Below are 15784 nucleotides of genomic sequence, written 5' to 3'. Positions count from 1 at the left end.
ATATGACAAAGTTATTTGTTCGTAGCGGAATTTCTTTTGCCAATCGCCGCGAAGCACTAACCCATATTGGCAACGAAATGGTCGCACAAGGCGTTGTTCATGACTCCTGGCCGCAGGCATTAATTGGCAGAGAAGCGGAGTTCCCCACCGGGATCATGCTGGAACAGCACGCCATTGCAATACCGCACTGCGAGGCGATTCATGCAAAAACGTCAGCCATTTATCTGTTAAGACTCGCGGATAAAATCAATTTTCAGCAAGCAGATGATGATAATGAAGTGGCGGTTTCATTAATCATCGCCCTGATTGTAGAAAATCCACAGCAGCAACTGAAACTTTTACGCCGTTTATTTGGCAAGCTGCAACAACCCGATGTGGTCGAAACGCTTATCAGCATTCCTGAAGTGCAATTAATGGAATATTTCAAAACATCTGTTTTAGATTCAAATGAATAAAATCCCTCTGTACTAATAAAAAGGACTATTTATGAAACGCAAGATTATTGTCGCTTGCGGAGGCGCGGTTGCGACTTCTACGATGGCGGCGGAAGAGATTAAAGAGTTATGTCAGAGCCATAATATCCCTGTTGAATTAATCCAGTGTCGGGTTAATGAAATAGAAACTTATATGGATGGTGTCCATCTTATTTGTACGACAGCCAAAGTTGACCGCAGTTTTGGTGATATTCCGTTAGTTCACGGTATGCCTTTTGTTTCTGGTGTAGGGATCGAAGCATTACAAAATAAAATTCTGACTATCTTACAGGGGTGACCTATGTTTTCAGAAGTCATGCGTTATATTCTCGACCTTGGCCCTACGGTCATGTTGCCGATTGTCATTATTATTTTTTCAAAAATATTAGGCATGAAAGCAGGCGATTGCTTTAAAGCGGGTCTGCATATCGGGATTGGCTTTGTTGGCATCGGTCTGGTGATTGGCTTAATGCTGGATTCCATTGGCCCGGCGGCGAAAGCGATGGCGGAAAATTTCGACTTAAATCTGCATGTGGTCGATGTCGGCTGGCCGGGATCATCTCCAATGACCTGGGCGTCGCAAATTGCGCTGGTGGCTATTCCGATTGCGATTCTGGTTAACGTGGCAATGCTGCTCACGCGTATGACGCGGGTAGTGAATGTCGATATCTGGAATATCTGGCATATGACCTTCACCGGCGCGTTGCTGCATCTGGCGACGGGTTCATGGATGATTGGCATCGCGGGTGTGGTGATTCACGCAGCGTTTGTTTATAAGCTGGGCGACTGGTTTGCACGCGATACCCGTGATTTCTTTGAGCTGGAAGGCATTGCCATTCCGCACGGCACATCGGCGTATATGGGGCCGATTGCGGTGCTGGTCGATGCCATTATCGAAAAAATCCCTGGTATTAACCGGATTAAATTTAGCGCCGACGATATTCAGCGCAAATTTGGCCCTTTTGGCGAACCGGTCACCGTGGGTTTTGTGATGGGACTGATTATCGGCATTCTTGCCGGTTACGATGTCAAAGGTGTATTGCAACTGGCAGTAAAAACGGCAGCGGTGATGCTGCTGATGCCACGGGTGATCAAGCCCATCATGGATGGTTTAACACCCATCGCGAAGCAGGCGCGTAGCCGTTTACAGGCGAAGTTCGGCGGTCAGGAATTTTTGATTGGACTTGATCCGGCGTTGTTGCTGGGGCATACGGCTGTGGTGTCGGCAAGCCTGATTTTTATCCCGCTCACTATATTGATTGCCGTTTGTGTGCCGGGTAATCAGGTGCTGCCGTTTGGCGACCTTGCCACCATCGGCTTCTTTGTAGCGATGGCGGTCGCGGTGCATCGTGGAAACCTGTTCCGCACCCTGATCTCTGGCATCATCATTATGAGCATCACCCTGTGGATTGCGACGCAAACTATTGGCCTGCATACCCAACTGGCTGCCAATGCGGGCGCGTTAAAAGCCGGAGGCATGGTGGCTTCGATGGATCAGGGCGGCTCACCGATTACCTGGTTACTGATTCAGGTTTTCTCCCCGCAGAATATCCCCGGTTTCATTATTATCGGCGCTATTTATCTCACCGGTATTTTTATGACCTGGCGTAGAGCGCGTGGTTTTATTAAACAAGAGAAAGCCGTTCTCGCAGAATAATTTTTACCTGAGGGGGAGGTTATCCCCCTTAACAATCAGGAGTTTTTATGAAATCAGTGGTGAATGATACTGATGGTATCGTGCGCGTGGAAGAGCACGAGTTACCCGAAATTCATCATCAGGATGATGTGCGAATTAAAATTGCCAGTTCGGGATTATGTGGTTCCGATTTGCCCCGGATATTTAAAAATGGTGCACATTATTACCCCATAACATTAGGGCATGAATTTAGTGGTTTTGTTGATGCTGTGGGGAGTGGGGTAAATGATTTACAACCTGGCGATGCGGTCGCCTGTGTGCCGTTATTACCCTGTTTTCAATGTCCGGAATGTCTGAAAGGCTTTTATTCCCAGTGTGCGAAATATGATTTTATTGGATCACGGCGCAACGGGGGATTGGCAGAATATATTGTGGTGAATCGAAAAAATGTCTTCGCACTACCGGAGGAAATGCCGATTCAGGATGGCGCTTTTATTGAACCAATTACCGTCGGCCTGCACGCTTTCCATTTGGCGCAAGGCTGTGAAAATAAAAACGTCATTATTATTGGTGCCGGAACTATCGGCCTGCTGGCGATCCAGTGCGCCAGTGCGCTGGGGGCGAAGAGTGTGACGGCTATCGACATTAGCCCAGAAAAACTGGCACTGGCAAAATCCTTTGGTGCCACGCAAACATTTAACAGCAGTGAAATGAGTGCGCCACAAATGCAGGCTGTTTTACGCGAACTGCGTTTTAATCAGCTTATCCTTGAGACGGCTGGCGTACCGCAAACTGTCGAACTGGCGGTAGAGATTGCCGGGCCTCATGCACAACTGGCGCTGGTGGGCACGTTGCATCAGGATCTGCATTTAACGTCGGCGACGTTTGGCAAAATATTGCGTAAAGAGCTGACGGTTATCGGCAGTTGGATGAACTACTCCAGCCCGTGGCCTGGGCAGGAGTGGGAAACGGCGAGCCGGTTGCTGGCAGAGCGTAAGTTAAGCCTGGAGCCATTAATCGCTCACCGTGGCGGTTTTGAAAGCTTCGCTCAGGCGGTGCGTGACATCGCTCGCAATACCATGCCGGGTAAGGTGTTACTCATTCCCTGAAACCGTGGGCCAGCGTGATGCTGGCTCACCGTTGTGAAAAACAGATCATTCACCAATGCCCCCCCTTCGTTTACACTATGCGCAATTGAATATGGGTAAATGACGATGAATTCATTCGAGCGAAGGAATAAGATCATCCAATTAGTGAATGAACAGGGGACCGTGCTTGTTCAGGATCTGGCGGGAATATTTGCTGCCTCGGAAGCGACAATCCGTGCCGATTTGCGCTTTCTCGAACAAAAAGGCGTGGTCACGCGCTTTCATGGTGGTGCGGCGAAAATAATGTCCGGCAATAGCGAAACCGAGACACAGGAAGTAGGATTTAAAGATCGCTTTCAGCTCGCCAGTGCGCCAAAAAACAGAATTGCACAGGCAGCAGTAAAAATGATCCACGAAGGGATGACCGTTATTCTCGACAGCGGAAGTACGACAATGCTTATCGCCGAAGGATTAATGACCGCAAAAAATATTACGGTGATTACCAACAGTCTCCCGGCGGCATTTGCCCTTTCTGAAAATAAAGATATTACGCTGGTGGTTTGTGGTGGCACGGTACGCCATAAAACGCGCTCGATGCATGGTTCTATTGCCGAGCGTTCATTGCAGGATATCAATGCCGATTTAATGTTTGTCGGCGCTGACGGTATCGATGCGGTAAATGGCATTACCACCTTTAATGAAGGTTATTCGATTAGCGGTGCTATGGTCACCGCAGCAAATAAAGTGGTTGCGGTACTGGACTCAACGAAATTCAACCGCCGTGGATTTAATCAGGTACTGCCAATCGAAAAAATTGACATTATTATTACTGATGATGCCGTGTCAGAGGTGGATAAACTGGCATTGCAGAATACACGGGTGAAATTAATTACGGTGTAGTATTCATCTTTTCAGTTTGTAGGCCGGATAAGGTGTTTACACCGCATCCGGCATAACTGATTCTCCTTAATGCAGAGAGAATAATTTGATTAACGCAATAACGGGCAATCTGGTGGTAGCCGGCAACGCAATGCTGCCGGAAGTATTTCGATATGAAAACGTTGTCCGCTTAACGGTTCGCCATCAAGATTAAAGGTGATTTCATGCGGCGCTTGTATATCGAACCATGCCGAAGCGCCATCAATAATATTCGGGTTTTCTTCGTCAGGTTTTAAGGTTGAGAAGAGAGCTGGAAGAATTTCATCGCCGGTGAAAATACGCAGTTGTAACAAACCATCATTGATCAGCGCATTTGGGCACAGTTGTTGACCGCCACCGGCTTGACGCCCGTTGCCAATACCAATAACCAGCGCATCGCCTTGCCAGTGAAAATTTTCACCACGGATTTCACAGCGATCCGGTTGCAGCGTATCCATGCGCATTAAGCCGTGAATGATGTAAGAGACGCCACCTAGCGCGGCTTTTAATTTCTCGGGTGTTTCCGTGGTGATGCGCGTACCAAATCCGCCCGTCGCCATGTTGATAAAACAGGTTTGTTTGTTGACCTGTGCCATATCAATCGCAATAGCGTTACCAGCAATTGCCAGTTTAAGTGCCTTATCCAGCGCCTCAGGAATACCCACACTGGTGGCAAAATCGTTCGCTGTACCTAGCGGCAATATCCCCAACGCAGGAATTTCATTGCCCTCACACTGAATCAACGCCGTGGAGACTTCATTAGTAGTGCCATCGCCACCGCCGGCAATCACCGTTGCAACGCCAAGCTGGCGGGCTTCCTCAACAAAACGCGCAGCATCACCTTTCTCCCAGGTAACCCGCACATGGATAGTCATTCCTTCCTCACGCAGCAGCATAATTGCTTCGCGTAATGTTTCATTGTCAGCACTTTTACCGTTAAGAATCAGTAAGCTGGCGGGAAAATCTGCCATGGTCGTATGCCTTTATGATTGGTCTGTAGATAGTGTAGAGCAGAAAAGAAAAGGCGGTGTCAGAACAGGATGAAAGTCGTGGTACAAAAAAAATAAGCCCGTGTAAGGGAGATTTAGGGTGTCACCAGTAGGGGCTTTCAACGGTACAATGCGGGTTTGAGCGGCATAAATTACCACTGAAAGCCCTTAAACGTTACTCTACTGTGGACACTGTGTGGACACTCTCAACCTCAGTACCACCTCTTAGCGGATTAAGAGAAATGGCGTCCTGAAGGTACTCTGGCGCAAAATGAGCGTAAACCATAGTTTGCTCAATCCGCGTGTGACCTAGTATCCGTTGTAGCGTGATAATACTTCCTCCATTAATCATGAAATGAGTGGCAAAGCTGTGCCTTAGTGCATGTGTGGCTTGCCCCGTTGGCAAATCCGGTTTTATTGCTTTCATTGTTCGTCTGAAGCGAGGGTAATCAGCATCAGGGAATAAAAAACCTCGTTTGTTATCCGCGATCATTTTGGCAACAGCCTCTGAGATCGGGACGGTGCGTGGTTTGTTTGTTTTCGTTTTAACAAACGTGACGCGGTTATGGATGATATTTTCTGCTTTCAAACGAGCTGCTTCTCCCCAACGTGCTCCTGTACTCAGGCAAAGAATCGCAATCTTTTTGTTGTCGCCGTCAAGTGCTGCAAGCAGTAAGGCAATTTCTTCCTGTGTGAGATAGCCTGTTTCTGGTTTTTCCTCCTTAAGCCTCTTTGTCCCTCTGATAGGGTGCTCACCAAAGAATAACTCCGCTTCAATCAGGGCTGTAAACATGCCGCTAATACATGTTAAATCACGATTGATACTCGAAGGTTTAATACCCTGACTTCTTCGGGTGGCGCAGTACTGGCTGATAAGGGATTTCGTGATTTGAAATGCGCATGGGTCATTCGTTATTTTTGTGAAGATTTCAATTTTTCCAAGATTAGATTTCCCATGCTCTTCGTGTTTACCCTTTAAATCCCACCAGATCTGTGTCAGTTCCGACAGACGTCGTTTGTCTGTTGGTTTTGATAGCCATTCTTTATTGTGGTGGTTGTACAACGTGTATTTTTCGAAAGCGACAGCTTCGCTTTTCTTATCAAACTTCCTACGGATGCGTTTTCCGTTACGTCCAGTAGGGCGGATGTCCACTTCATATCGACCATCATCGAGTTTTTTGATTGCCATCAGAAAACCCTCCGAGTGGTACTTTTTTTTGCTACTACTAATCGCTTTTTTCGTGGTGGCTGAAATTTAGCCACCAATAGTAGGCACTTGTGATGAATATATTCACGATAAATTGTTAACCAGTCTTTTGACCGGAGTGGGGCGACGTTGTTTCGTTTTGCCCAAAGTGTGCGAGAGCGGGCGCAATTTGCCCGGCTTCTGGAGCTACCTGATCAGTCATGAACCACAAAGTATATTTAGTAAATCTGGGATGTTGTAAGACCTTCATTATGGCTTCAACTCCAGCGTTTTTTGACCGGCTCTCATAGCTCGAAAGTGAGCTGTAGGCTACACCAGTTAATTCACTGAATTCTTTACGGTTTAACCTTTCAGATTCACGGATTAGCTTCAACTTCTCCGAAACGTCTATTGACATAATTACTCCGATTGCGTAATTTCTTGCTGATAGTATGAAATGTTGTGCTTCTGGAGTTATCCTTTTAGGCAATAATTAGCCATTAGGAGCCATTAGAAGCACTAAGGGAGAATCGTAGCAGATGAATAGACAGCTTGTAAGCGTGACTGATGCTGTGCCTTATCAGGAGTTTGCAAAACTCATTGGTAAAACTCCAAGAGCTGTAAGGGGCATGATTGAGAAAGGGAAATTACCAGTTATTGAGATTACTGACCCTCAGTCAGTATCGGGGGCGTGCTGGTGAATATTGGGTATACCTTCCGGCATGGAATAACGGACTAAAACTGGCTTATGAAAGCCGTCCTAAAGAGATTCGTGACGGCTGGTTGATGTGGTTAGGTCTCGGTGAACCACGTTAAGGAGAACCGTATGAATGAGCCTCGTTGTATTGCTCAGTTATTGCGTAACGAAAGCCCCAGGGCGATTGACTTCACCATCACCCACGGTAAGGGGCGTAAGGGAATCATTATCCGCACCAAAAAACAGAGTCCGTTAAAAAAGGCTCTGACCTTTCTGAAAAGCCGGAGGGTCTGGAAATGACAGTGATGACGCTCAATCTCGTTGAAAAACAACCAGCAGCTATGCGCCGGATAATTGGTAAGCATCTTGCCGTTCCTCGCTGGCAGGATACATGTGATTATTATAATCAGATGATGGAGCGCGAACGGTTAACGGTTTGCTTCCATGCGCAGTTAAAACAGCGTCACGCAACGATGCGTTTTGAAGAAATGAACGACGTCGAACGTGAACGGCTGGTTTGTGCAATTGATGAATTGCGTGGGGCATTCTCAAAACGCCGTCAGGTTGGCGCAAGTGAGTATGCATATATTAGTTTTTTAACAGTCAGTCAGCGTCGTACTTTATTTATGCATGCCGGATTGACTGAAAAAGAATTCAACCAGCCATACTGGCGAATTAATGAAGAATCATGTTACTGGCGTGATGCTTTATTCCGTGCATTACGTGAATTATTCAGCCTGTTTGAGTATGCACCGACAATTCTGACGTCGGTAAAACCAGAGCAATATCTGCATTAAATAATTAACCAGAGTTTTTAACGCACTTAATCGTGCGGGGCTTCTTTTTGCCTGGAGAAAGTCATGCATACAGTTTCTGAAAATCAGTGCGGTAAATACGCATTACTGCTGCAACAGGCCAGAACCGAAGCACAGGCCGACGCAGCGACGCGCTTTTCTTCTCATCTTGACGCCATGATTCGCCACATCACAAAGGCGGAGTTATCCCGCGTGGAGATAGTCGAGCTGCTCAGTCAGGAGTCGGAAAAATTTCACAATATCGGATTATCTCGCGGGGAGGTGCTTTGATGTCCTGTTCTCATTCAGTTGTATTACTGAATAACGCCTTAAAAATCGCTGTTATGAAAAATGGCGATTTATCTCTTATTCAACTTGGTCTTGATAAAGAAAAACGCGAAATAACTGAGTCTGTTATCGCGATTTATCAGAACGAATTAAATCTCCTGTCTGATGTGGTCAATTTACTTGTTAAACGCGCTGTATTTCACAAGCAAATCTCCTCCGTGGATGAACTGACGAAATTAACGACAGAAATTGCCAGCTATTGCGCTGATGAATTTAAAAAACTTAACGACAAAAGGAGCTGGTAATGCCGGACAACGTAGATTTTATTCAGGAACAACAGGCTGAATTACTGGAGCGTCAGATTAACGCGGCAAGGGTAAAACATTGCGGTGCTTCTGCGCTGGTTTGCGAAGAGTGTGACGCGCCAATACCTGCTGCCCGTCGTGCGGCTTATCCGTCAGCCACGCGTTGTGTTTCCTGTCAGTCAGTCTTTGAAGCAAAAAACAAACATTACCGGAGAATGGCATGAGTATTCGTATCGAAATTGGCGAACGTTATGTCGTTACCAGTGACAGCTTTCAGTTTATTCTCCACGAGAAAAAGAGAGCGGAAAGCGGTAAAAACGCCGGTCAGGAATGGCTGGCGGTGGTTGGTTATTACCCGAAATTAAGCCAGCTCGTTTCCGGCCTGATGCATCACGATATTCTGACCGGAAGCGCAAAGTCTTTTGCTGATTTAAACGCGCAGGTTGAGCAACTCAGCAAGCGTTGTTCAGAGGCTTTTGGCTCATATGGCCGTTAAAGCCTCCGGGCGTTTTGTCCCTCCGTCAGCATTTGCCGCAGGCACCGGTAAGGCGTTTACCGGTGCTTATGCATGGAACGCGCCACGCGAGGCTGTCGGGCGCGAAAGACCCCTTACACGTGACGAGATGCGTCAGGTGCAAGGTGTTTTATCCACGATTAACCGCCTGCCTTACTTTTTGCGCTCGCTGTTTACTTCACGCTATGACTACATCCGGCGCAATAAAAGCCCGGTGCACGGGTTTTATTTCCTCACATCCACTTTTCAGCGTCGTTTATGGCCGCGCATTGAGCGCGTGAATCAGCGCCATGAAATGAACACCGACGCGTCGTTGCTGTTTCTGGCAGAGCGTGACCACTATGCGCGCCTGCCGGGAATGAATGACAAGGAGCTGAAAAAGTTTGCCGCCCGTATCTCATCGCAGCTTTTCATGATGTATGAGGAACTCAGCGATGCCTGGGTGGATGCACATGGCGAAAAAGAATCGCTGTTTACGGATGAGGCGCAGGCTCACCTCTATGGTCATGTTGCTGGCGCTGCACGTGCTTTCAATATTTCCCCGCTTTACTGGAAAAAATACCGTAAAGGACAGATGACCACGAGGCAGGCATATTCTGCCATTGCCCGTCTGTTTAACGATGAGTGGTGGACTCATCAGCTCAAAGGCCAGCGTATGCGCTGGCATGAGGCGTTACTGATTGCTGTCGGGGAGGTGAATAAAGACCGTTCTCCTTATGCCAGTAAACATGCCATTCGTGATGTGCGTGCACGCCGCCAGGCAAATCTGGAATTTCTTAAATCGTGTGACCTTGAAAACAGGGAAACCGGCGAGCGCATCGACCTTATCAGTAAGGTGATGGGCAGTATTTCTAATCCTGAAATTCGCCGGATGGAGCTGATGAACACCATTGCCGGTATTGAGCGTTACGCCGCCGCAGAGGGTGATGTGGGGATGTTTATCACGCTTACCGCGCCGTCAAAGTATCACCCGACACGTCAGGTCGGAAAAGGCGAAAGTAAAACCGTCCAGCTAAATCACGGCTGGAACGATGAGGCATTTAATCCAAAGGATGCGCAGCGTTATCTCTGCCATATCTGGAGCCTGATGCGCACGGCATTCAAGGATAATGATTTACAGGTCTACGGTTTGCGTGTCGTCGAGCCACACCACGACGGAACGCCGCACTGGCATATGATGCTTTTTTGTAATCCACGCCAGCGTAACCAGATTATCGAAATCATGCGTCGCTATGCGCTCAAAGAGGATGGCGACGAAAGAGGAGCCGCGCGAAACCGTTTTCAGGCAAAACACCTTAACCAGGGCGGTGCTGCGGGGTATATCGCGAAATACATCTCAAAAAACATCGATGGCTATGCACTGGATGGTCAGCTCGATAACGATACCGGCAGACCGCTGAAAGACACTGCTGCGGCTGTTACCGCATGGGCGTCAACGTGGCGCATCCCACAATTTAAAACGGTTGGTCTGCCGACAATGGGGGCTTACCGTGAACTACGCAAATTGCCTCGCGGCGTCAGCATTGCTGATGAGTTTGACGAGCGCGTCGAGGCTGCACGCGCCGCCGCAGACAGTGGTGATTTTGCGTTGTATATCAGCGCGCAGGGTGGGGCAAATGTCCCGCGCGATTGTCAGACTGTCAGGGTCGCCCGTAGTCCGTCGGATGAAGTTAACGAGTACGAGGAAGAAGTCGAGAGAGTGGTCGGCATTTACGCGCCGCATCTCGGCGCGCGTCATATTCATATCACCAGAACGACGGACTGGCGCATTGTGCCGAAAGTTCCGGTCGTTGAGCCTTTGACTTTAAAAAGCGGCATCGCCGCGCCTCGGAGTCCTGTCAATAACTGTGGAAAGGTCACCGGTTGTGATACTTCGTTACCGGCTCCCACACCTTCTGAGCACGCCGCAGCAGTGCTTAATCTGGTTGATGACGGTGTTATCGAATGGAATGACCCGGAGGTTGTGAGGGCGCTCAGGGGCGCATTAAAACACGGTCTGAGAACGCCAAATCGTCAGCAAAGAAACGGAAGCCCGTTAAAACCACATGAAATTGCACCATCGGCCAGACTGACCCGGTCGGAAAGAATGCAAATTACCCGTATCCGCGTTGACCTTGCTCAGAACGGTATCAGGCCGCAGCGATGGGAGCTTGAGGCGTTGGCGCGCGGGGCAACAGTAATTTATGACGGTGAGCGGTTTAGTTATGCTGTAAAAGACGATTGGGTGATGTTTTCTTAAACTGATGGCATCATGATACATTAACAAATCTGAAGCAATGCTTTAGTAGTCGTGCATTAATAACTTATAAGGAATTATTATCGATGAGTGCGTTAAGGGATGAAGTATCTATGAAGGTTGCGTTCTCTAATGGCATGATAAACAAATTATGCAAAAGTTTTTTTTATAGTCATGGTAAGGAGCAGCCTTGTATCCAAGTCGGTAAAGCATTAGAAGATTTTGTTTTTGGGCTTGCATATGATGATAAGGAGATTGCAAAATGTGCTAGTAGGTTATTAAAAGCATATGGCCCCCAATTAGGTATAAGTGACCTTCACAATGCGAAAAGATTATTGTTAGGTTTTTGTTCTGAAGCCTTCAATCGCATTGATGCTGATTTTCTGTCGCTTAATCCTGATAAGATTTGTGTTGATGATATTATAACGCAAGTTCATAGAAAAAATCTTAGTGAGATGTTTAAGTATTATATGCTTTCACGAATAAAATCCTGTCCGTATATTTATAATCTTGGGTGTGCTGGCTTTGATGGGAAGCTTGAGCTTAGAGAAAATTTATTTTTATATGGCCCGGGGCTAGGGGTGGAATTACTTTCTGATATTAAAGACAAAACTGACATCAAGGTTCCTGTTGATTTTTATGATGATGAATATATGCGGCATAAACCAATTGGGAAATATTTTCGACAGTCAAAATCCTGCTTGGTGGTGGCATATGCTTCATCAGAGGATAAAGCGGTGAAAATGTTTGATAGTTTGTTTGGAGCTTTATGTCTTGCGGTTGATAATCCTTTTGCGATTAATCGAGTTGCTGTTAATAATCTAGTTGAGTCTTTTGGTGTCGGGAAATATCATGAAAGTGAGTTTCGGGTGAATATTCCGTCTGTATATAATTTAAATATAACGGATTCAGCCTTGGCGATACTTACAAAAATACTTTCATCACCTGATAAAAGGATGTTGTCTGCTCTTTCCTTTATAGCGCACGGGTGGAGGGATGACAAACGTGAAAGGTTTTTGAATCAATTTATAGCATTGGATGCTATGTATGGAACCAATAATGGTAATAAAAATTCAATTATTGGCGGTGTTTGCAGAGATGCGGCGAAAATTATTGATATTGATTCAAAAATAGGAATAATCTATGAGCTTAGGTGTAAGTTTGTTCATGGAGATATTTCATCGTTATCTGATAATGATAGCTATCGAAAGTTTATTGATAGCTATGGCGTGGACCCTATTGTTTCTCTTTTTGAAATTCTTAAAGAATGCGTCCTTAATTATAATGGTACTTACAAAACGCCAAAAGATGTTGGAAAGGCAGATAGGTCTATTTGCGTTCCTGCTGAGTTGCTTCCAGCGGTTGAGAGGATGATAGCGGAATACAGTGGAGTTAAAAAAACAAACTAAAGATGTTCTTTTTAGCCTCGCCTGCATTAGGTGCATAAATTTGCATTCATTTTCAAATATATCTTTTGACAGCGAGCACCAGAACAGGCGCTTGCCGGGGGGATGATGCACCTGCATTAAAACCGCCCCATGAAGCGGGCGGGCGAGGCGGGGAAAGCACTGCGCGCTGGCGGTGGTGCTGATTTTATTTTTTCAGCGTCTGAGCGCGTCGTGATGGCGTTTAGATTGTGCGCCGGGGTGTTGGTGTGTCTGCGGGATGTTTTGTGCGGTGGTGAGCGTGTGAGGGCGTGATGACGGGGGGTAAAAAAGCCGCCCGCAGGCGGCGATGTTCAGCCGTTGTCAGTGTCCAGTGAGTAGTTTTTAAAGCGGATGACCTCCTGGCCGAGCCAGCCGTTTATTTCCCGAATCCTGTCCTGTAGCGGGATAAGCTCATTGCGGACAAAGACCTTTGCCACTTTCTCAATATCACCCAGCGACCCGACGTTCTCCGGCTTGCCGCCCATCAACTGAAAGGGGATGCGGTGCGCGTCCAGCAGGTCTGCGGCACTGGCTTTTTTGATATTAAAAAAATCGTCCTTCGTTGCCACTTCACTGAGCGGGATAATTTTAATGCCGTCAGCTTTCCCCTGTGGGGCATAGAGAAACAGATTTTTAAAGTTGTTGCGGCCTTTCGATTTAACCATGTTTTCGCGGAGCATTTCGATATCGTTGCGATCCTGCACGGCATCGGTGACGTACATGATGTATCCGGCATGTGCGCCGTTTTCGTAATACTTTCGGCGGAACAGCGTGGCCGACTCATTCAGCCAGGCAGAGTTAAGGGCGCTGAGGTATTCCGGCAGGCCGTACAGCTCCTGATTAATATCCGGCTCCAGCAGGTGAAACACGGAGCCGGGCGTGAAAGGTGTCGGCTCGTTGAAGGAAGGCACCCACCAGTAAACATCCTCTTCCACGCCACGGCGGGTATATTTTGCCGGTGAGGTTTCCAGTCTGATGACCTTACCGGTGGTGCTGTAACGCTTTTCCAGAAACGCATTACCGAACACCAGAAAATCCAGCACAAAGCGGCTGAAATCCTGCTGGGACAGCCACGGATGCGGGATAAATGTCGAGGCCAGAATATTACGTTTGACGTAAATCGGGGAGCTGTGATGCACGGCAGCACGCAGGCTTTTTGCCAGACCGGTAAAGCTGACCGGCGGCTCATACCATCTGCCGTTACTGATGCACTCGACGTAATCCAGAATGTCACGGCGGTCGAGTACCGGCACCGGCTCACCAAAGGTGAATGCCTCCATTTTCGGGGCGCTGGCGGTGATTGTTTTTGCCGCAGGTTGCGGTGTTTTCCCTTTTTTCTTGCTCATCAGTAAAACTCCAGAATGGTGGATGTCAGCGGGGTGCTGATACCGGCGGTGAGAGGCTCATTTAACAGGGCGTGCATGGTCGCCCAGGCGAGGTCGGCGTGGCTGGCTTCCTCGCTGCGGCTGGCCTCATAGGTGGCGCTGCGTCCGCTGCTGGTCATGGTCTTGCGGATAGCCATAAACGAGCTGGTGATGTCGGTGGCGCTGACGTCATATTCCAGACAGCCACGGCGGATAACGTCTTTTGCCTTGAGCACCATTGCGGTTTTCATTTCCGGCGTGTAGCGGATATCGCGCGCGGCGGGATAGAACGAGCGCACAAGCTGGAACACGCCGACACCGAGGCCGGTGGCATCAATACCGATGTATTCGACGTTGTATTTTTCGGTGAGTTTGCGGATGGATTCCGCCTGGGTGGCAAAGTCCATGCCTTTCCACTGGTGACGCTCAAGTATTCTGAATTTGCCACCGGCCACCACCGGCGGTGCCAGTACCACGCATCCGGCGCTGTCGCCACGGTGTGACGGGTCGTAACCAATCCATACCGGGCGGGAGCCGAACGGATTGGCGGCAAACGGCGCATAGTCTTCCCATTCTTCCAGCGTGTCGACCATGCAGCGTTGCAGCTCCTCGAACGGGAACACCGACGCCTTGTCGTCAACAAATTCACACATGAACAGGTTTTTAAAATCGTCGGCGCTGTTTTCGCGTTTAAGCTGCTCAATGTCGAACAGCGTGCAGCCACCTTTCAGGGCGTCCTCAATGGTGACAATCTGCCGCCACTGGCCGTCCGCACAGAGAAGCCCACCGGCAAGGGCGTTATGACTGACGTCGATTTCCACGCGTTCGGCGGCGCTGGCGCGTCCCCGGTTAAACAGTTCACCCGACCAGAACGGGTAGGCGTCGTGCGCCAGCGTGGACGGGGTGGAGAAATAGGTCGAGCGCAGGTGACTCTGTGAGGCCATACCTGATGCCACCTTACGCAGTACCTGAAAATTCGGGATCCAGAAAATCTCGTCGACGTACAGGTCGCCGTTATGGCTCTGCGCGGTGTTGGAGTTGGTGCCGAGAAAAATCAGTTTTGCGCCGTTATTGCCCAGGACAATCGGGTCACCGGTCAGGTCAACGTCAACCAGACGGGCAAAGGCGATGATGTATTCACGGAACACATACGCCTGCGTTTTACTGGCCGACAGAAAAATCTGGTTATGACCGGTTTTCAGGGCGCGCAGCAGCGCCTCGCGGGAAAAATAAAACGTCGCGCCAATCTGGCGGGATTTCAGGATATCGCGGATGCGGTGCTCAAGCCCGGCGCGATACCAGTGCAACTGATAATCGAAAGACTGCTCAAAGAAAATCTGCTCCAGCTTTTCGATGGCCTCGTCACTGAAAAAATTCTTTTTCGGTTTGCGCCGCCCGCCTTTGTTGCGGTTAGCGACGTTCGGATTAAGGTCTGCCTCGTTGCCGGTCTGGCTGTAGCGGTTTACCCGTGCCAGTCGTTCAATCTGGCGTCCCAGCAGGTCAATTTCCTTGAAATCACCGCCGGTTTTCTGCGGTTTGATGATGAGCTGGGTCAGCCGCGCTTCCAGACTCATTTCGACACGGCTGATGGGGGCAACGCTGTCCCAGCCGTCGCGCTGTTTCCAGCTCTGCACCGTCGGGCGTTTCATCTGCAACATGGCGGCAATCTGCGGCACGGAAAATCCCTGCCAGTACAGCAGCGCCGCCTGACGACGCGGGTCGTGTAAAAGAGTGGTGTCTGTGGTGATGGTCATGAATACCTCGCCGTGATGAATACACGGCAAGGCTACTGAGTCGCGCCCCGCGATTCGCTAAGGTGCTGTTGTGTCAGTGATAAGCCATCCGGGACTGATGGCGGAGGATGCGCAT

General features: G+C 48.6%; 18 protein-coding genes and 1 pseudogene. 14 read left to right on the top strand and 5 right to left on the bottom strand.

The annotated features are described in order from the left end of the window. Window positions 1-2: 2 nt before the first annotated feature. From gatA to RGV86_RS04775, 5 genes are all read left to right on the top strand, one after another. Window positions 3-455, top strand: a complete 453-nt coding sequence (gatA, locus tag RGV86_RS04795) for a PTS galactitol transporter subunit IIA (RefSeq protein ID WP_085460879.1) — start codon at window positions 3-5, stop codon at window positions 453-455. Window positions 456-486: 31 nt separating this feature from the next. Continuing rightward, window positions 487-771, top strand: coding sequence for a PTS galactitol transporter subunit IIB (gene gatB, locus RGV86_RS04790; protein WP_000823282.1), 285 nt, complete (start codon window positions 487-489; stop codon window positions 769-771). Window positions 772-774: 3 nt separating this feature from the next. Further along, window positions 775-2130 carry a PTS galactitol transporter subunit IIC gene (locus tag RGV86_RS04785; RefSeq protein WP_137598275.1) on the top strand — a complete coding sequence of 452 codons (1356 nt, stop codon included), beginning with the start codon at window positions 775-777 and terminating at the stop codon, window positions 2128-2130. Window positions 2131-2177: 47 nt separating this feature from the next. Next, entirely contained in the window at window positions 2178-3218 is a 1041-nt protein-coding gene (gatD, locus tag RGV86_RS04780) for a galactitol-1-phosphate 5-dehydrogenase (RefSeq protein ID WP_085460876.1), read from the top strand. A gap of 105 nt (window positions 3219-3323) precedes the next feature. Then, a complete protein-coding gene (locus RGV86_RS04775; RefSeq protein ID WP_010347143.1) occupies window positions 3324-4097 on the top strand; it encodes a DeoR/GlpR family DNA-binding transcription regulator in 774 nt (257 codons plus the stop codon). Between the two features lie 89 nt (window positions 4098-4186). On the opposite strand, the gene yegS is transcribed toward RGV86_RS04775, so the two are convergent. The 3 genes from yegS to RGV86_RS04760 all read right to left on the bottom strand — a co-directional run bounded on the left by yegS (window position 4187) and on the right by RGV86_RS04760 (window position 6708). Next, window positions 4187-5086 carry a lipid kinase YegS gene (gene yegS, locus RGV86_RS04770; RefSeq protein ID WP_085460875.1) on the bottom strand — a complete coding sequence of 300 codons (900 nt, stop codon included), beginning with the start codon at window positions 5084-5086 and terminating at the stop codon, window positions 4187-4189. Window positions 5087-5279: 193 nt separating this feature from the next. Further along, entirely contained in the window at window positions 5280-6293 is a 1014-nt protein-coding gene (locus tag RGV86_RS04765) for a site-specific integrase (protein ID WP_309508406.1), read from the bottom strand. A 115-nt stretch (window positions 6294-6408) separates the two neighbouring features. Next, a complete protein-coding gene (locus RGV86_RS04760) occupies window positions 6409-6708 on the bottom strand; it encodes a helix-turn-helix domain-containing protein (RefSeq protein ID WP_000020919.1) in 300 nt (99 codons plus the stop codon). Window positions 6709-6829: 121 nt separating this feature from the next. Between RGV86_RS04760 and RGV86_RS04755 the strand changes: the two are divergent. From RGV86_RS04755 to RGV86_RS04715, 9 genes and pseudogenes are all read left to right on the top strand, one after another. Next, window positions 6830-7106: pseudogene (locus RGV86_RS04755) on the top strand (regulatory phage cox family protein). A 10-nt stretch (window positions 7107-7116) separates the two neighbouring features. After that, on the top strand, window positions 7117-7287 hold the full coding sequence (locus tag RGV86_RS04750; RefSeq protein ID WP_001005162.1) for a hypothetical protein: 171 nt from the start codon (window positions 7117-7119) through the stop codon (window positions 7285-7287). Continuing rightward, complete coding sequence (locus RGV86_RS04745; protein WP_000217670.1) at window positions 7284-7784, top strand: hypothetical protein; 501 nt, start codon at window positions 7284-7286, stop codon at window positions 7782-7784. The genes RGV86_RS04750 and RGV86_RS04745 overlap by 4 nt, the downstream gene beginning before the upstream one ends. Before the next feature lie 63 nt (window positions 7785-7847). Beyond that, window positions 7848-8072: a DUF2732 family protein gene (locus tag RGV86_RS04740; RefSeq protein WP_000557703.1), complete on the top strand. Its 225-nt coding sequence runs from the start codon at window positions 7848-7850 to the stop codon at window positions 8070-8072. Continuing rightward, window positions 8072-8374, top strand: a complete 303-nt coding sequence (locus tag RGV86_RS04735; RefSeq protein WP_001754915.1) for a DUF5405 family protein — start codon at window positions 8072-8074, stop codon at window positions 8372-8374. Before RGV86_RS04740 ends, RGV86_RS04735 begins: the two co-directional genes overlap by 1 nt. After that, window positions 8374-8598: a TraR/DksA family transcriptional regulator gene (locus tag RGV86_RS04730; RefSeq protein WP_001113263.1), complete on the top strand. Its 225-nt coding sequence runs from the start codon at window positions 8374-8376 to the stop codon at window positions 8596-8598. The genes RGV86_RS04735 and RGV86_RS04730 overlap by 1 nt, the downstream gene beginning before the upstream one ends. After that, window positions 8595-8870, top strand: a complete 276-nt coding sequence (locus tag RGV86_RS04725) for a DUF5405 family protein (RefSeq protein ID WP_000027664.1) — start codon at window positions 8595-8597, stop codon at window positions 8868-8870. The genes RGV86_RS04730 and RGV86_RS04725 overlap by 4 nt, the downstream gene beginning before the upstream one ends. Next, on the top strand, window positions 8860-11127 hold the full coding sequence (locus RGV86_RS04720) for a replication endonuclease (protein WP_309508407.1): 2268 nt from the start codon (window positions 8860-8862) through the stop codon (window positions 11125-11127). Before RGV86_RS04725 ends, RGV86_RS04720 begins: the two co-directional genes overlap by 11 nt. An 83-nt stretch (window positions 11128-11210) precedes the next feature. Beyond that, window positions 11211-12533 carry a HEPN domain-containing protein gene (locus RGV86_RS04715; RefSeq protein WP_309508408.1) on the top strand — a complete coding sequence of 441 codons (1323 nt, stop codon included), beginning with the start codon at window positions 11211-11213 and terminating at the stop codon, window positions 12531-12533. A gap of 329 nt (window positions 12534-12862) precedes the next feature. Here the strand turns inward: RGV86_RS04715 and RGV86_RS04710 are convergent, their stop codons facing one another. Both RGV86_RS04710 and RGV86_RS04705 read right to left on the bottom strand, forming a co-directional pair. Next, window positions 12863-13897: a phage portal protein gene (locus tag RGV86_RS04710; protein ID WP_052893703.1), complete on the bottom strand. Its 1035-nt coding sequence runs from the start codon at window positions 13895-13897 to the stop codon at window positions 12863-12865. Beyond that, on the bottom strand, window positions 13897-15669 hold the full coding sequence (locus RGV86_RS04705) for a terminase ATPase subunit family protein (protein ID WP_000156861.1): 1773 nt from the start codon (window positions 15667-15669) through the stop codon (window positions 13897-13899). The genes RGV86_RS04710 and RGV86_RS04705 overlap by 1 nt, the downstream gene beginning before the upstream one ends. Between the last annotated feature and the right edge of the window lie 115 nt (window positions 15670-15784).

Source organism: Escherichia ruysiae (genome assembly GCF_031323975.1).
GTDB classification, from domain to species: domain Bacteria; phylum Pseudomonadota; class Gammaproteobacteria; order Enterobacterales; family Enterobacteriaceae; genus Escherichia; species Escherichia ruysiae.
The sequence above is the reverse complement of the archived record's forward strand: the minus strand, read 5'-3'. Positions and strand labels throughout refer to the sequence as shown.

Bases quoted from the DNA above. Each gene is read 5' to 3' on its own strand.
- gatA (WP_085460879.1), top strand. From the start codon at position 3: ATGACAAAGTTATTTGTTCGTAGCGGAATTTCTTTTGCCAATCGCCGC.
- gatB (WP_000823282.1), top strand. From the start codon at position 487: ATGAAACGCAAGATTATTGTCGCTTGCGGAGGCGCGGTTGCGACTTCT.
- RGV86_RS04785 (WP_137598275.1), top strand. From the start codon at position 775: ATGTTTTCAGAAGTCATGCGTTATATTCTCGACCTTGGCCCTACGGTC.
- gatD (WP_085460876.1), top strand. From the start codon at position 2,178: ATGAAATCAGTGGTGAATGATACTGATGGTATCGTGCGCGTGGAAGAG.
- RGV86_RS04775 (WP_010347143.1), top strand. From the start codon at position 3,324: ATGAATTCATTCGAGCGAAGGAATAAGATCATCCAATTAGTGAATGAA.
- yegS (WP_085460875.1), bottom strand. From the start codon at position 5,086: ATGGCAGATTTTCCCGCCAGCTTACTGATTCTTAACGGTAAAAGTGCT.
- RGV86_RS04765 (WP_309508406.1), bottom strand. From the start codon at position 6,293: ATGGCAATCAAAAAACTCGATGATGGTCGATATGAAGTGGACATCCGC.
- RGV86_RS04760 (WP_000020919.1), bottom strand. From the start codon at position 6,708: ATGTCAATAGACGTTTCGGAGAAGTTGAAGCTAATCCGTGAATCTGAA.
- RGV86_RS04750 (WP_001005162.1), top strand. From the start codon at position 7,117: ATGAATGAGCCTCGTTGTATTGCTCAGTTATTGCGTAACGAAAGCCCC.
- RGV86_RS04745 (WP_000217670.1), top strand. From the start codon at position 7,284: ATGACAGTGATGACGCTCAATCTCGTTGAAAAACAACCAGCAGCTATG.
- RGV86_RS04740 (WP_000557703.1), top strand. From the start codon at position 7,848: ATGCATACAGTTTCTGAAAATCAGTGCGGTAAATACGCATTACTGCTG.
- RGV86_RS04735 (WP_001754915.1), top strand. From the start codon at position 8,072: ATGTCCTGTTCTCATTCAGTTGTATTACTGAATAACGCCTTAAAAATC.
- RGV86_RS04730 (WP_001113263.1), top strand. From the start codon at position 8,374: ATGCCGGACAACGTAGATTTTATTCAGGAACAACAGGCTGAATTACTG.
- RGV86_RS04725 (WP_000027664.1), top strand. From the start codon at position 8,595: ATGAGTATTCGTATCGAAATTGGCGAACGTTATGTCGTTACCAGTGAC.
- RGV86_RS04720 (WP_309508407.1), top strand. From the start codon at position 8,860: ATGGCCGTTAAAGCCTCCGGGCGTTTTGTCCCTCCGTCAGCATTTGCC.
- RGV86_RS04715 (WP_309508408.1), top strand. From the start codon at position 11,211: ATGAGTGCGTTAAGGGATGAAGTATCTATGAAGGTTGCGTTCTCTAAT.
- RGV86_RS04710 (WP_052893703.1), bottom strand. From the start codon at position 13,897: ATGAGCAAGAAAAAAGGGAAAACACCGCAACCTGCGGCAAAAACAATC.
- RGV86_RS04705 (WP_000156861.1), bottom strand. From the start codon at position 15,669: ATGACCATCACCACAGACACCACTCTTTTACACGACCCGCGTCGTCAG.